The organism is Bradyrhizobium sp. YCK136 (assembly GCF_044570075.1).
Lineage (GTDB): Bacteria > Pseudomonadota > Alphaproteobacteria > Rhizobiales > Xanthobacteraceae > Bradyrhizobium > Bradyrhizobium diazoefficiens.
In genome coordinates, this window is the sequence record NZ_CP172424.1 from 944,049 (window position 1) to 959,685 (window position 15,637).

Consider the following 15,637-nt stretch of genomic DNA (forward strand, 5'->3'; position numbering starts at 1 on the left):
GCGATGGATGATGGTTATGCGTCGGTCATGCCGGCTAATGCGTACAATTGGACCGCGGTATGGCGTCGAAATTACTTGGCATGGAGGAAAGTCGCGCTTGCATCGCTTCTCGGCAACCTCGCAGATCCCATAACCAATCTGTTTGGCCTTGGCTTTGGGCTCGGACTCATTGTGGGACGGGTTGAGGGGACTTCGTACATTGCGTTTTTGGCGGCGGGTATGGTCGCGATTAGCGCTATGACATCCGCGACCTTTGAAACTCTGTACGCAGCCTTTGCTCGGATGGATGTCAAGCGCACCTGGGAGGGAATTTTGTTCACACAGCTCACGCTTGGCGATATCGTTCTAGGTGAGTTGGTGTGGGCGGCCAGTAAGTCCGTTCTAGCCGGGACAGCAATCGGGATTGTCGCTGCCACCCTGGGTTATGCATCCTGGACGTCGGTTCTTTGTGCGATACCGACAATCGCCCTTACGGGCCTTGTCTTCGCCAGCCTGGCAATGATCGTCATATCTCTTGCGCCAACTTACGATTACTTCGTGTTTTACCAGTCGCTCGTCCTTACGCCCATGGTGTTCTTGTGTGGCGCGGTCTTTCCGACGAGCCAAATGCCCGACTCATTTCAGCACTTTGCCGGCTTGTTGCCGCTGGCACATTCGGTCGACCTTATTCGCCCAGTGATGCTTGAGCGCGGCGCCGACAATGCCGCCCTACACGTAGGCGCGCTCTGCGTTTACGCGGTCTTGCCCTTTTTCGCGTCGATCGCGTTATTTCGGCGCCGCCTGCTGCGTTGACGTGAGTTCAGCGAAACGGAGAAAGTCAAAGCGATGCAGTGTCATGATGCGTTCCGCGGTAGCTCGCGAGTGACCTGGTTTGTCACAGCAGCTTGTGAAACGGCCTTGAGAAGCCGCGATCGAGCCAGCTCTACGGCCGCCTGTTCGGCCGATCGGACCTTGCAAAGTCGTGTTGTGCTGCCTGGCACGCGCACCGGCTGCGCGTGACTGTACAGATTAGATCGGTGGGACGGCATGGCCTTCCATGGAGAACGGGATGTTGAGCATAGGACTGAGTGGCGGCCTTGACAGAATCTATGAAAGCTCTCCGGAGCTGCCGAATACATTTCTTCACGATGGCGCTGCGGTACTTGTGCAGGACGGCCGCGTAATTGCTGCTGTCGAAGAGGAGCGCCTCAACCGCGTCAAGCACTCCAACAAGTTCCCCAGCAATTCGATCCGATACTGCCTTTCTACCGCAGGAGTCGAGCTCGGCGACATCGACCGTATCGCGTTCTACGCGACTGAAGCTTACTGCAAAACCATGCTCGAGCGCCTTTCTGTTTCTCAGCCCGTTCCGTTGGACCCCAAACTGTTGCTGCGGCAGCTGTTGGCACGGGAATTCGGGGCCGAGATCGATCCGTCCGGGTTTCCTTCGTGAATCACCACGAAGTACATGCCGTGAGCGCGTTTGCCATGTCCGGGTTCGAGCAAAGTCTGGTGTTTGCGATCGACGGCGGGGGCGATTTTCTCTCAGGCTTAATGGCGGTAGGGTCCGGGACCGAAATTGCGCAGCTTGTAAGTTTCCCGGAACACAACTCTCTTGGGCTGTTCTATCTCGAGACGATCCGATATCTCGGCTGCGGGATGTTCGACGAATACAAAGTGATGGGGCTTGCACCGTATGGTGATCCCGATCGCTATCGCGAGCTCTTCGCGCAGTTCTACGAGTTGTTGGACAGCGGTGGCTATCGCGTTCACCTGGATCGAATCGGACCAGCCCTTTTGCGCAGCATCCAGGTTCGGCGAAAGGGAATGCCATTCACCCAACAGCATCGAGATGTCAGCGCGTCGCTGCAGGAAGCGATGGAGCGGATCGTGTTTCACACCCTGCGGCACCATCGTGAAGCGACGGGCATGACACGCCTGTGCCTAGTTGGCGGGGTGGCCCATAATTGCACGCTGAACGGTAAGCTGCTTTATTCCGGGCTATTTGACGACATCTTTGTTCAACCCGCGTCGCACGACGCCGGTTGCGCACTCGGCGCTGCATTAATGGTATCAAGCGAGCTAGGCAGGCCAGCGCCGCGCGAGCGACTGCCGGACGTTTATTGGGGGCCCGATCTTGGGAACGAGCAAGCCACAGAGCTTGAGCTCAACGCATGGTCAGGCCACCTCGACATTCAACGAAGTGATGACATAGCATCCAGTGCGGCGGACTGGATGGCAAATGGCGCTGTAATCGGCTGGGTTCAGGGGCGCTCTGAGTTCGGCCCACGTGCGCTTGGTAACCGCAGCATTCTAGCGGACCCGCGGCCTGCGGAAAACAAGGATCGCATCAACGCGATGGTCAAGAAGCGCGAGGGCTATCGCCCCTTTGCGCCATCTGCATTAGAGGAGGATGCGAGCGAGTTTTTTGAGCTCCCCGACGGCACGCGGCAGCTCCCCTTCATGAACTTCGTAGTTCGCGTGCGTGAAGCCAAGCGTAACGTGCTCGGTGCGATCACGCACGTTGATGGGACGGCTCGGCTGCAGACCGTATCGCGCAAGACAAACCCCGCCTACTGGGACGTCATTAATGCGTTCAAGAAGCGAACGGGCATTCCGATTCTTCTAAATACCTCATTTAACAACAATGCCGAGCCGATCGTGCAGTCCGTGTCAGATGCGATCACCACGTTTTTGACGACTGATCTGGACGGACTTGTTGTTGGGCCGTTCCTCGTCAGGAAGCGGCCAGCATCACTGCAGGATTGGAGTGCGCTGGCTGCGTCATTGCCGCCGTACGCATCCCTTCATCGTGTTCGCTCCCACATAGCGCCAGATCGGCAGGAAACGGTCTGCGAGATCCGCATGGGACATTCCGCCCACTCTAGTATGCGTATCTCACCTGAGCTTTTCGAGATCTTGATGCGAATCGAGGGCGAGGCGTCGCTCGGGTCGCTTTTCGACACAGCCCTGCTGGACCAGGCCAAGCGTGAAGATCTTGTGAAGGAATTGCGGCTCGTATGGGAGCTTCGGGGCGTTCGCCTGCATCCGCTGCACGCGGCTTGCGGTCACGATAATGTACAAAGCGGAACATAGCCATGACTCATGAGCATGGCCACGCCCATGCGTGCATGTGAGGGGACCAGGCCATCCGATGCAGAGCGGGGCATCGGGCATCGGGCTTCGGGCAGGTCGATGCAACACCGTTGAAGAAAGGACGATCGTATTGAGAAAACGCGGCCCGTCACGGATAGCCCTGCTATGAAGTTCTACCGATGCAGCTCGCCGGCACCGCGATTTCAGGCCGTGACGCCGGGCGAGAAGATACGCGAGACGTCTGTACTGACGTCTCTTGTCCAACCAGGAGCGCGCGAAAAGGCAAGGCAGATGGTTAGCGGTTCGAGCAATGATCGGTTCGTAGTGTCCCGGCGACGTACGGGGTTTGGCGACTGTCTGTGGTCACTCGCGGCAGCCTGGCGATTTGCAAAGCAGACAGGACGGACGCTAGCCATTGATTGGCGGGGATCTTGTTATCTTGATGAACCATTCACCAATGCCTTTCCAGTCTTCTTCGAACCGGTTGAAGACATTGGCGGAGTGCGAGTAATTTGCGATGACGACATCAATACGCGTTCGTTTCCAGGACCATTCTTTCCAACATGGTGGAACAAGCCATCTTTCGATTGCATCTATCGACCGGACGAGCAGATTTTCAGGGAACGCGATCAACTCGATCAACTGTTCCAAAGTCAGAGAGATAGTGACGCTAACACGGTTGTGTGTGATGCCTGCCTGATGTGGCGCTGCGATCAGGAAGCGGAACGAGAAATCTTCCGGAGTATTAAGCCGCGGCCTGAAATTCAGGCCCGGATTGATGCTATCTACCGCGAGCACTTTGAGCCGTACAGCGTAATCGGCATTCATGTCCGGCATGGCAATGGCGAAGATATTATGGGGCATGCCCCTTACTGGGCGGACACGGAGCGCGCCTTGCGGCAGATCTACAATGCCATTGATGAGGCCAGGAGTTTATCCCACGCAAAACCTGTGAGGGCGTTCCTGTGCACGGACAGTGCGCTCGTCCTCGAGCAGGTTTCGGTTAAATTTCCCGATATCTTCGCGATTCCAAAGCAGTTCCAGGAGCCTCAAGCGGGCCCATTGCACCATCCCGCCCTCGGAGCTGAAGGCGGCTTTTCTGCCCTCACCGAGATGTATCTCCTTGCCCGCTGCGACACGGTGATCCGTTTTCCGCCAACGAGCGCTTTTACGCGCTATGCGCGTCTTTTCGCCCCACGCGTTATAGAATTCGATTTGAACGATCCGGGCCGGTTGATCCTGATTGAAGACAACTCGCAAGCGCTTATGGCTTCGTGAAAGGAGCTATGGCGGAATCTGGGTGATGACGGTGTGAGGAAGGCGGCGTATCGAGGCGGGTGACGAGCCTGCCAGAACCTCTCGAGGAGAGCGATACGCCATGACCGAGACTACCAATGTTCTTGCTTTCCGTCAGCCGTCCGCGGTTGATGATCCACTGACCGATATCGTTCGAGCCGGCGCGCGGGACCTGCTTGCCAGGGCGATCGAGATCGAGGTTGGCGCGTTTCTGGCCAGCACGGCCAATCTGACGCTGCCCGACGGTCGAGCGCGCCTGGTCCGACATGGGCACGGTCCGGTGCGCGAGATTGCGACCGGCATCGGTCCGGTGGAGGTCGCTCGTCCCAAGGTCCGCGACCGCGGAGCGAGCGGGCCAGGCGACCGCCTCCGCTTCAGTTCGGCAATCCTGCCGCTATGGGCGCGGCGGACGAAGAGCCTGGATGCCTTGATCCCGGTCCTCTATTTGCGCGGCATCTCGACCGGCGACTTCCAGGAGGCGCTCTCGGCGCTGCTCGGCAAGGATGCGCCGAACCTGTCGCCTTCGGTGATCGCCGGCCTGAAGGCCGATTGGCAGGTCGAGTACGAACGCTGGCAGAGACGCGATCTGTCGGCGCGTCGCTATGTCTACATCTGGGCCGATGGCGTGTACCTGCAGGCCCGCATGGAAGATCACAGCGAATGCATGCTGGTGCTGATTGGCACCACGCCGGAAGGCAAGAAGGAGCTGATCGGCTTCCAGGTCGGCGTGCGCGAGAGCGCGCAGAGCTGGCGCGAACTCCTGATCGACCTGCGGCAACGCGGGTTACGGATTGCCCCGCAACTCGCCATCGGCGACGGCGCCCTCGGCTTCTGGAAGGCACTGGACGAGGCCTTTCCCGGCACGCGGCACCAACGATGCTGGTGCCATAAAGTGAGCAACGTACTCGACAAGGTCGCCAAATCCGTGCAGGGCCCCATGAAGAACGACCTGCGGAACATCTATCTGGCCCCACACCGGGCCGAAGCTGAAACCGCGATCGACGTCTTCGTCGAGAAATACCACGTCAAATACGGACGTGCGGTGGAGTGCCTGATCAAGGATCGCCATGCGCTGCTCGCCTTCTTCGACTTCCCTGCTGAGCACTGGATCCACCTACGCAGCTCGAACCCGATCGAGAGCGTCTTCGCCACGGTGCGCCACCGAACGGTGCGGACCAAGGGATCGCTGTCGCAACAAACTGCGAAGCTGATGGTGTTCAAGCTCATCGACGCCGCATCGAAGACCTGGCGGCGATTGAAGAGCACGAACCAGTTGCCGAAAGTCATCGCCGGTGTAAAGTTCATCGACGGAATCGAAGTCATTCCGAACACTGAAAGCCACGCCGCCTGATCAGGCCGCGTCACCCAAAATCAGCCATAGCTCTCGTGAAAGTCGCAAACCCGCGTGATCGATCTCACCGCCGCTCTTTACGTCCGATAGCCGTGGAAGTTCTTCTCCGGGCGACGATTTTCTGGCCCGCGGGCTGTCATTGCCGCAACGTTCCAGGGGCGAAGAGAACGAAGCCGCGGCCGAATGCGTTCGGCTAAGGCGCGGCTTCGACAACAACGGCCCTAAAGTGCCGCTGCGTTTTACAGAAGGAGCACGCCTTCGTCTTCGCTTCGGGCGGGCCGCAGATGGAAGCTAAACAACGCTCAATCACGGATGAACATTTCAGCTCGCCAGCTCATGCTTGGAACTAGCGCCGCGAAATCCAGTGCCGCTCAGAGCATGGCGCGATAGATCAAAAGTGGCCGCCGACGAATCTAACGTGCAAGCTTGGTACATCAGTTTTATGTTGGGGCGGCTAATGGCCGTGGCCGTTATCCCCGGGCATCTTTCGACTTCGACGAGAGGCGCCGGCCAGCCGCAGGCTCGTACGGTTGTGCGATCGTGAAAGCGAACGCGGGCTGGGTAGCCCTTTCATGAAGCGGGCGAGTGCTCGCGAACTTACGTAGCAGAGTCACCATCGCTGTCAGAAAGCTCACCTCCGCTGTCTTGAATGCGCCAAGCATTCCGCGTGCGCGACATTAGGACGCAAAACGGAAGCGTATTTACGTGCATCGCAGTGGCGCAAATCCTGCTACGCGTGCGCGGGCGCAAAAGTAGAGGAGGCGGCCGTGGGTCTCGATCTGCCAAATGACAATCTGATCCGAGGTCCGCTGCCCGAAGCACATTTGGATCGCCTCGTTGACGCCGTTAATGCGCGCGTTGATCGTGGAGAACCGAAGGTGATGTTACTCACCGGGGCATCGCGCGGAATTGGCCATGCCACTGCCAAGCTATTCTCGGAGGCAGGCTGGCGCATCATTTCTTGCGCACGCCAACCGTTCGACGGCGAGCGATGCCCCTGGGAGGCTGGGAATGACGATCATTTCCAGGTCGACCTCGGCGATCATCGAATGCTGCCGCGCGCAATCACCGAGGTTAAGAAACGCTTGGCCGGTGCGCCCTTGCACGCGCTGGTGAATAATGCGGGTGTGTCGCCGAAAACGCCCACAGGCGATCGGATGACATCGTTGACCACCTCAACCGATACCTGGATGAGGGTCTTTCATCTTAATCTGGTGGCTCCGATCCTGCTGGCGCAGGGTTTGTTTGATGAGCTAAGAGCCGCGTCAGGATCGATCGTGAATGTGACTTCAATCGCGGGCTCGCGGGTGCACCCATTCGCCGGTAGCGCCTATGCGACCTCGAAAGCTGCGCTTGCGAGCCTCACACACGAATTGGCCCACGACTATGCGCCGCATGGCATTCGCGTCAATGCGATCGCGCCCGGCGAAATCAGGACCGACATGCTGTCGCCCGACGCGGAAGCGCGCGTCGTGGCAAGTATCCCGCTGCGCAGAGTGGGTACTCCGGACGAAGTGGCCAAGGTCATCTTCTTCCTATGCTCGGATGCGGCGAGCTATGTTACGGGTGCCGAGGTGCCGATCAACGGTGGCCAGCATCTGTGAAGCGGCCGGCCCGGCGGCGAAGCTGACTTGAGCTTCCCAACGGACTCACGTTCTCCGCTGACCGCGCGCATACAATCAACAGAAAATGAATCGAAGGCACACGGCAAGTTTACTGTCGTGCCATGAAAAAGTGTCACGGTTCGATGTCATCTCGTCAACACTTGGCGCTAGATCGAGAGTGACATGCAAAACGAACCTCGCCAATCCGGACATGGGTCCAGGGAGGATGATCAAGGAAACGGAGACAGGCTTATGCTGCATATCCCCTCCTCGAGCGAAAGACCTGCCTCGCAGCCGGAACCGGAGCGTGCCCCCCCGGGGGAGCCGTCGCATGAGAGCGCGCTGGCCGGCATCTTCGAAATATCGAAAATACTAAATGCTCCCGGCCGGCTCGAAGTCACCTTGGCCAACGTTCTCGGTCTTCTGCAATCGTTTGTGCAGATGCGACACGGCCTCGTCTCGCTGTTCAACGATGACGGCGTTCCAGAACTTACAGTTGGCGCCGGCTGGAGCGAAGGCACTGACGAACGTTACCGGACGTGCGTGCCGCAGAAAGCAATCCACGAGATCGTAGCGACAGGCAGGTCTCTTATGGTCGAGAATGTAGCCGCCGAGACGGCCTTCAGCGCTGCCGACCGGGAGGTTCTCGGCGCCTCTGATAGTATACCGGTAGCGTTCATCGGGGTCCCGATTCGCGTTGATTCGACGGTCGTTGGTACGCTGACGATCGACCGTATCCCGGAAGGCAGTTCAAGTCTTCTCGAGTACGATGCGCGGCTGCTCGCCATGGTCGCGAACGTGATAGGACAAACGATCAAGTTACATCGCTTGTTCGCCGGCGATCGCGAACAATCGTTGGTGGACAAGGACCGGCTAGAGAAACAGACAGTTGATCGTGGGCCGCCCGCTCGCGAGCGCAAGCAGCTTCAGGCACACGGGATCATTGGCGACAGCCCGGCGCTGAGCGCACTGCTTGAGAAGATTGTCGTTGTAGCCAGATCAAACAGCACGGTTCTGCTGCGTGGCGAATCCGGTACCGGGAAGGAGCTGGTAGCCAAGGCCATTCACGAGTCGTCCGTTCGTGCTAAGCGGCCGTTCGTTAAGCTGAATTGCGCGGCGCTCCCCGAGACGGTCCTGGAATCGGAATTGTTTGGCCATGAGAAAGGTGCCTTTACCGGTGCTGTCAGCGCCCGCAAGGGGCGCTTCGAGCTTGCTGACAAAGGGACGCTATTTCTTGACGAGATCGGAGAGATCTCAGCTCCGTTCCAGGCGAAGTTGCTGCGAGTTCTGCAAGAGCAGGAGTTCGAGCGCGTCGGCAGCAATCACACGATTAAAGTCGATGTTCGGGTGATAGCTGCGACCAACAGGAACCTTGAAGAGGCTGTGGCAAGGAGCGAATTCCGCGCGGACCTCTACTATCGTATTAGCGTAGTTCCCTTGTTGTTGCCGCCGCTTCGCGAAAGACGCAGTGATATTCCGCTGCTCGCAAGAGAGTTCCTCAGAAAGTTTAACAGCGAGAACGGCCGCTCTCTTACTCTGGAGGCGAGTGCGATCGATGTACTGATGAGCTGTAAATTTCCGGGAAATGTCCGCGAACTCGAGAACTGCATCGAGCGGACCGCGACACTCAGTGCCGGATCATCGATTGTAAGAAGTGACTTTGCATGCAGCCAAGGCCAATGCCTTTCCACGACGCTTTGGAAAAGCACATCGTATGGCAAGACAGACCCGGCGGCACCGATGCAACCGGTGCCTGCAAAGTCCATCATCCCGCTGGCTGAAACGGCCCCTCCGCCGCAGGCTGTCTGCGAACCGGGCTCATTGGCACCTTCCGGCACAGTTCTCGTTAGTGGTGCGAGAATGGCTGATCGCGAGCGGGTCGTTGCGGCTATGGAAAAGTCTGGCTGGGTGCAGGCCAAGGCAGCGCGCCTACTCGGGCTAACCCCGCGCCAAGTCGGCTACGCGCTGAGGAAATACGGAATCGAGATAAAGCGGTTCTGAGCGCCCCGCATCGGCCTGGACTGATTCCGCCAAATCGATAAGTGAAGACGGTCCGCGTAGTTAATCTAGCAATCTGAGGGGAATGGACCGCCGGGGGCGTCGGCTTGCCGCGACCCCGAGAAGGGCTCAACTATTCAGCGACAGATGGGGCGGAGAGCCTCACCTGCGAGTCGCACAATCGCGAACCGCCGGTATGCAAAGAGCTATCATCCTTATCTCAATCAAGCCGGATTGGCGAACGCAATGCTTAATGACCCTCGACCGGTCCGGGCCTGCAGGGGATTAGCGGCAGTCAATCCGCAAGCAGTCCCGCCGCCACTTGCCAGCGTGGTGCTGCGAAACAGCGCTGTCCGAGCCTGCTTTGTGCCGGCATCCCTTTCAGGAAGCGCGGGGTAGAGAGGGCGCACTACCCGGTCTTAAGCCTTGTGACAGCGAGCGCGGTCCCAAGCGGCGGGGATGGTACAACACTTGCTGTTCTCTTCCCAGCTGACGTAACTTTAGGAGCAACACCTTGCATAATATTGTCTGCATCAAGCAAGTTCCGGACTCGGCGCAGATCCGCGTGCACCCCGTGACCAATACAATCATGCGTCAGGGAGTGCCGACCATCATCAACCCGTATGACCTATTCGCGCTCGAGGCCGCGCTGGGGCTGCGCGATCGGTTCGGTGGCGAAATTACCGTGCTTACCATGGGGCCGCCATCGGCAGAGGAGTCGTTGCGAAAGGCGCTGACTTATGGTGCTGATCGCGCCGTCCTACTTACTGATCGCTGCTTTGCGGGCTCGGATACGCTGGCCACTACGTATGCGCTTGCAACAGCGATCCGGAAAATTGGCAAGGAATATGGTCCGGCAAACCTCATCTTCACGGGAAAGCAGACCATCGACGGCGATACAGCGCAGGTTGGTCCTGGCATCGCGAAGCGACTGGGCGTAGGGCAGCTAACTTACGTTGCGAAGGTCAGATCCGTGGACGTCGCCAATGAAACAATTGAAGCGGAGCGGCGCTCGGAAGGCGGTGTGCAGGTTCTGCACACTAGGTTGCCCTGCCTCATCACCATGCTTGAGGCGACGAATCAGATTCGGCGAGGCGCGATGGCGGATGCCTTGCGTGCCGCGCGAGCCAAAATCGTGAAATGGAGCGCGCAAGATGCAGGTGTCGAAGACATCTCCAAATGTGGGCTCAAGGGCTCGCCGACTGTCGTCAAACGTGTGTTCGCTCCCCCTGCGCGGGCCGAGAGGGCGGCGCTGGTTGAGTCCGCCGAGCAGCCGGCGCAGGCGCTAATAGACGCAATCTTCTTGAATCAACCGAAGCTCGAAACCGATCTGGCGACACTTGCTCGTGACGCCCGATCTGGACTGTCCGGGCAATGTTAGCAACGCGCTCCAAGAAATGTATCAACGCCCGCCCCCGAGTCGATGAGAGCGCAACATGTCGTTGTGCAACGCGGTAAGCTACCATAAGAGTTTGCTATGCCATCCGTCGATCTCGCCATCGGCTGAGGCCGCATGTTCCGTAGAGCACGTTATCGCTACGATCGAGTCCGGAGCCGCCCAGGATTGCCGGGGCACGGCCAAACAGGCCTGCGCATATTTCAGATCTTCCGTTTTGTCGTGTTCGACCGTGGAAGACCATTGCTTCCTCCGTACCGGTCGCGAGCAAAGACGGAATACGTCAGCAACCCGGGTCACCATGCTAGCGCTGCCGTCTGCACGTCCAAAGCCCTGTCGCTGGCTTTAAGGAGCAAAGCCAACCTATGCGGCGCCTTTGAAGCAATCCGCCAATTCAGCAGCCGTGTAGGTATGTGAACAGCCGCTGTTTCGTTCCTGACGGCGGTGCGCAGCCTCTCAAGTGCTATGCACTTGCTATGAGGATAGGTCACGAGTGTTATACCAGCTTCTTCGGAATCTGACGGAGCAAATTCAAGAGTTGGCATGATGGTTGCTGTTAGCCAGTAAAAACTAAGAGGGGGTAACCGCGAATGCGAAGAACAGTAAGCGACGTTCGCGTCCCATTCGCAAAGGTTTGGCGTGGGGATTGCAGTCTGTTGATCAACGTGTTTGCAAATCGTTGGCGGGGGGTATGGAGGCGGCAACGACGGAGAATTACGAGGTGCGGCCGAACGACCAGGGCAGGAGCTCGTCGATCCGGGACTGCGGGTGACCGGTTGCGATCGCTTTGAGCGTCGCTTTCATCCAGACGTAGGGCTCCACGCTGTTGATTTTGCAGGTGGCGATGAGCGAAGCTATGCGCGCCCATGAACGACCACCTTCGTCGTGACCAGCAAATAAACTATTTTTACGCGTCAGAGTCAGCGGCCTGATTTGATTTTCGACGGGATTGGTGTCCATCTCAACGCAACCATCGTCGAGAAACAAGGTGAGGCCATCCCAATGGTTCAGGAGATAGGCGATCGCCTTGCCCATCTCGCTGCCCGGCGACAGGCGAGCGCTTGCTCGCGCAGAAACCTCTCGAGTTCAGCGACGAGCGGCCGTGATCGCTCGTTACGGGTCGTTTGCCGAGCCGGGGCGTCGGCGCCACGGATCTCCTTCTCGATCGCATAGAGTGCGGCGATGCGCGCGAGAACGGCTTCGGCGATGGGTGAGCCGGCTTTCGGAGTCGCTGCGATGATCTTGCGCCTTGAGTGGGACCAACATGCGGCCAGCCGCAGCGGCACGCCGCCTTTGCGCTTGGGCCGTGCGAGCCGATGATAGCCCTGGTATCCGTCGACCTGAAGGATGCCGTCGAAGCCCTCGAGGATGCGCTCAGCATGGTCACCACCGCGTCCTGGCGCGTAGTGGTAGACCACGATTGGTGGATCAGCGCCGCCGTGGCCGCGATCGTCGCGCAGGACAGCCCACAGATAGCCGGTCTTCGTTCGGCCCCGGCCCGGATCGAGCACAGGCGCCCTGGTCTCGTCTATGAACAAGCGGCCCGATTGCTTCATCACGACGCTCATGCGCTCGACCAGCGGCGCGAGGTGGAAGGCGACCGTTCCCATCCAGTCTGCCAGAACGGCGCGATCGATGAAGATGCCATGCCGAGCCAGAACCTGCGACTGACGATAGAGTGGCATGTGCTCGCTGAACTTGGCGACCGCCACCTGCGCCAGCAGCGCCTCGGTGGGGATGACCCTCCACGAGATGGGCGGGCGCCGGCGCCTGAGCAACACCGGTGCAGCCCTTTGCGCAGGCGTAGCGCGGTCGCACCGTCTCGATCGTAAACGGTACGAGAGGCCCACGGAGCCACGGACTTGGTGCGGACGGCCTACGCACCGCGCTTGAAGCGTATAGGCATCCAGAACTGCCGCAGGGCCTCGACGGTTGCTGGAATGTCGCGCCAGGCGTTTTGGACAATGGGCTGCGTTCCCAGCGTGCGCCGGGCCGGAGGTAGCAAGGGCCGACCGGCGTCGTCGATGCAATGGACCAAGATCGGCCGCAGCATAAGGTGTTCGGTTCCGTTCGGGGAGAGAAGCCGCGACCAGACGAGAAGCCGAAGCTTCATGACGGCGTAGAAGCCCATGCACCAGGGCCGCGGGTCGACTTCGCCGTCCGGTGATCGCACGAACAGCGGCTCGAAGCTCTCCGGTCTCGTCGACAGCGTCTCGCCGATTGCGTTGTGGCGCATCAGCGTGGCGGCGATCGCCGAGAACTCCTCGGTGTCGTGATTGAAGGCGTCGGGGTCTACGCCGAGGAGCGGGCACACCCATTCCTCGGACGCCATCGAGACCGGCCCGGCGACGACCGCGGCCACCGCGCCATCGAGCATGGAGAGCGACGTCGCCCGCGGATGCCGAAGCGTCGGCGACCTGGCGCGCTTGCTGATCCATTGCCCGAGCCGTTCGAACGACATGGCATAGTCCGCCATCGTCGTCTTGCGTGCTTTTCGCGTTCCCCGCCCTTGCTTCGGCTTCGTCATGCCACGGCCCGCTTTTCGGCTTCGCGTGCGGCCTTCCAGTTCCAGGCCAGAAGTTCGTGAAGCTGGTTGGTCTTCGTGGCGCCGCTCACCATGCGATCGAGAACGTCGACGAGATACGCCTCGGGGTCGAGGCCATTCAATTTCGCTGTGTTAAGAAGCGAAGCGAGTATCGCCCAGGTCTCGCCCCCGCCTTCGTCACCACTGAACAACGAGTTCTTTTTTCCGATCGCAATTGGCCTGATCGATCGCTCGACCGTGTTGGTGTCCGGCTCGAGCCGCCCGTCATCCAGGAATGCCGTCAGGCCCTGCCAGCGTTCGAGCATGTAGTCGATCGCCTTGATGAGCGTCGAGCGGCGGGAGATCCCGTCCTTCACAGCGATCAGACGGGCCCTCAACGCCTCCATCAGCGGCTTCGTCTCGGCCTGTCGCGTCGCGCGGCGTTCCCCAGCGTCGAGACCGCGGATCCTCTCCTCGATCGCGTAGACGGCCGCAACGCGCTCGATAACCTCCGCGGCGAGGGGTGAGTTCGTCGTCTTGTGCACCCTAACGAAGTTGCGGCGCGCGTGAACGAGACAATACGCCAGCTGGATCTGGCCCGACATCTTCGCATCGCCGGCCAGCGAGGTGTAGGCGGCATAGCCGTCGACTTGCAGCACGCCTTCGAAGCCGGCCAACTGCGCCACGATCTCCTTCTTGCCGCGACCGCCTGCGAACACGTAGGCGACCGCCGGCGGCGCCGGCCCCTTCCACGCCCGATCGTCCGTCGCGTGCGCCCAGAACTGGCAGATCCTCGTGCGGCCGCGTCCCGGATCGAGAACTGGCATCGGCGTCTCGTCGCAGAACAGCCGCTCGAAGCCGTGCATAGTCTTCAGTTGCAGATCGTAGAGGCCCCTGACCAGCCACGCCGCGCTCCCCATCCAGCGCGCCAGCGTCTGACGGTCGACGACGACACCCTGACCCGCCAGGATCTGCGTCTGGCGATAGAGCGTCGATTGCCAGGCATATTTGGCCGCGGCGATATGCGCGATCAGCGCCGTCGTTGCCATGCCGCCCTCGACGAGCCGCGCCGGTGCCGGGGCCTGGACAATCGGGCCCTCACAGGAGCGGCAGGCGTATTTTGGACGGATCGTGCGGAGCACACGCAGCCACGCGGGAACCCGATCGAGCGCTTCGCTGCTCTCCTCGCCGATCCGATGCATCTGACCCGTGCAGCACGGGCACAGCGTGGACGCCGGCTCGATCACCCGCTCGACCCGAGGCAGATGCGCCGGCAGCGCGCCGATGTTGCGCTTCGCTTTGCGCCGCTCCGGCCGCGGCGCGTCCGGTTTGTCGTCATTGGCCGGGAGCTGTGAGCCGGCGGTCCGTTCCAGATCAAACGCGATCTGTTCGGCGCAGACGATCGCCGCGCGCTCCGATCGTGCGCCGAAGATCAGGCTCTTCAACGTGGCGATCTCTGCGCGCAGATCATCGTTCTCGCCTTCGAAAGCCAGCACCATCTCGGCAAGAGCCGCAGGGTCAGAGGGGAGATCTTCGGGGCGAAGCGCCATATCGCAGAGCTACACGAACGCACTCGCAATCGCCAGCAAAACAAGACGCTTCAGGCAACCTTCGTCGGCCGCTTCGTCACCTTCGGGACCACACGCGACCACTCCGCAAGACCTTCAATCAGCATCGCCAGTTGCGCCCCCGTCACCGGCATCGTACCCTCGCGAACAGGTGGCCAGGCAAAGCCCCCATTCTCCAGCCACTTCGTCGCTAGAACCATTCCCGAGCCGTCAAAAACCAGTAGCTTCAAACGATCCGATCGCTTCGATCGGAAGACATAAACGTCACCGCTGTAGGGCTTGCCGCCTAATCCCTCCGCTACCAGCGCGACAAGGCCATGAACGCCTTTACGAAAGTCAATCGGCTGCGTCGCGACGAACACACGGACCATTGGACCGAAAGAGATCATCGCGTCGATCTCACCGCCGCCAGCACGCGCTCCAGCGTCGCGGCGTCGACGCCGACGGGCACGCGCACCGTCGCGCCCGCGATCATCACCTCGATCCGCTCGGCCGGATCCGTCAGAACATGCGCCTTATCGATCGCGTTCGGCTGCGCCTCGACGGCGGCCTCGAGCCTGACTTGCACGAACTGCGGCGCTTCGCTCGACGCGAGCCGCGCCTGGCGCCGCCACACACTGAGCAGTCCCCGGTTCACCCCGTTGCGTCGAGCCACCTCGGAAATGCTCGTCTCCGGATCGGCACTCTCGGCCACGATCCGCGCCTTCTCCGCATCGCTCCAACTGCGCCGTCGCCTCTCCCCTGTGATCACCTCGATCCGCTGATAGGAGGCGGCATCATGCCCGTCTTGATGTCTGTCTTGATGCATGGAACGAGCGTCCCTCG

Annotated in this window: 10 protein-coding genes and 2 pseudogenes; 7 read left to right on the forward strand and 5 right to left on the reverse strand. The window is 60.1% G+C overall.

The window, feature by feature from the left end; translation table 11 throughout:
- Nucleotides 1–3: 3 nt before the first annotated feature.
- The 7 genes and pseudogenes from ACFLEY_RS04520 to ACFLEY_RS04550 all read left to right on the forward strand — a co-directional run bounded on the left by ACFLEY_RS04520 (nucleotide 4) and on the right by ACFLEY_RS04550 (nucleotide 10,705).
- Nucleotides 4–792 carry an ABC transporter permease gene (locus tag ACFLEY_RS04520; RefSeq protein WP_396604535.1) on the forward strand — a complete coding sequence of 263 codons (789 nt, stop codon included), beginning with the start codon at nucleotides 4–6 and terminating at the stop codon, nucleotides 790–792.
- A 256-nt stretch (nucleotides 793–1,048) separates the two neighbouring features.
- Nucleotides 1,049–3,075, forward strand: a pseudogene (locus tag ACFLEY_RS04525) (carbamoyltransferase).
- A gap of 165 nt (nucleotides 3,076–3,240) precedes the next feature.
- Nucleotides 3,241–4,353 (forward strand): nodulation protein NodZ, encoded by a 1,113-nt coding sequence (locus tag ACFLEY_RS04530; protein ID WP_082755863.1) that lies wholly within the window; start codon nucleotides 3,241–3,243, stop codon nucleotides 4,351–4,353.
- A 100-nt stretch (nucleotides 4,354–4,453) separates the two neighbouring features.
- Nucleotides 4,454–5,722 (forward strand): IS256 family transposase, encoded by a 1,269-nt coding sequence (locus ACFLEY_RS04535; protein ID WP_038952271.1) that lies wholly within the window; start codon nucleotides 4,454–4,456, stop codon nucleotides 5,720–5,722.
- Between the two features lie 767 nt (nucleotides 5,723–6,489).
- Complete coding sequence (locus ACFLEY_RS04540) at nucleotides 6,490–7,326, forward strand: SDR family NAD(P)-dependent oxidoreductase (protein ID WP_060910099.1); 837 nt, start codon at nucleotides 6,490–6,492, stop codon at nucleotides 7,324–7,326.
- 252 nt (nucleotides 7,327–7,578) lie between these two features.
- Nucleotides 7,579–9,327, forward strand: a complete 1,749-nt coding sequence (nifA, locus tag ACFLEY_RS04545; RefSeq protein ID WP_396604536.1) for a nif-specific transcriptional activator NifA — start codon at nucleotides 7,579–7,581, stop codon at nucleotides 9,325–9,327.
- 511 nt (nucleotides 9,328–9,838) lie between these two features.
- Nucleotides 9,839–10,705, forward strand: coding sequence for an electron transfer flavoprotein subunit beta/FixA family protein (locus tag ACFLEY_RS04550; protein ID WP_011084835.1), 867 nt, complete (start codon nucleotides 9,839–9,841; stop codon nucleotides 10,703–10,705).
- A 729-nt stretch (nucleotides 10,706–11,434) separates the two neighbouring features.
- Here ACFLEY_RS04550 and tnpC (ACFLEY_RS04555) read toward each other — a convergent pair.
- The 5 genes and pseudogenes from tnpC (ACFLEY_RS04555) to ACFLEY_RS04575 form a co-directional block, all read right to left on the reverse strand.
- Nucleotides 11,435–12,547 (reverse strand): annotated as a pseudogene (gene tnpC, locus ACFLEY_RS04555) (IS66 family transposase); the annotation flags it as partial.
- 49 nt (nucleotides 12,548–12,596) lie between these two features.
- Nucleotides 12,597–13,196 (reverse strand): UPF0149 family protein, encoded by a 600-nt coding sequence (locus ACFLEY_RS04560; protein WP_063824268.1) that lies wholly within the window; start codon nucleotides 13,194–13,196, stop codon nucleotides 12,597–12,599.
- A gap of 47 nt (nucleotides 13,197–13,243) precedes the next feature.
- A complete protein-coding gene (gene tnpC / locus ACFLEY_RS04565) occupies nucleotides 13,244–14,794 on the reverse strand; it encodes an IS66 family transposase (protein WP_060910101.1) in 1,551 nt (516 codons plus the stop codon).
- Nucleotides 14,795–14,844: 50 nt separating this feature from the next.
- Nucleotides 14,845–15,201 carry an IS66 family insertion sequence element accessory protein TnpB gene (gene tnpB, locus ACFLEY_RS04570; protein WP_018273742.1) on the reverse strand — a complete coding sequence of 119 codons (357 nt, stop codon included), beginning with the start codon at nucleotides 15,199–15,201 and terminating at the stop codon, nucleotides 14,845–14,847.
- Nucleotides 15,198–15,506 carry a transposase gene (locus ACFLEY_RS04575; protein WP_373565448.1) on the reverse strand — a complete coding sequence of 103 codons (309 nt, stop codon included), beginning with the start codon at nucleotides 15,504–15,506 and terminating at the stop codon, nucleotides 15,198–15,200. Before ACFLEY_RS04575 ends, tnpB begins: the two co-directional genes overlap by 4 nt.
- Nucleotides 15,507–15,637 lie beyond the last annotated feature (131 nt).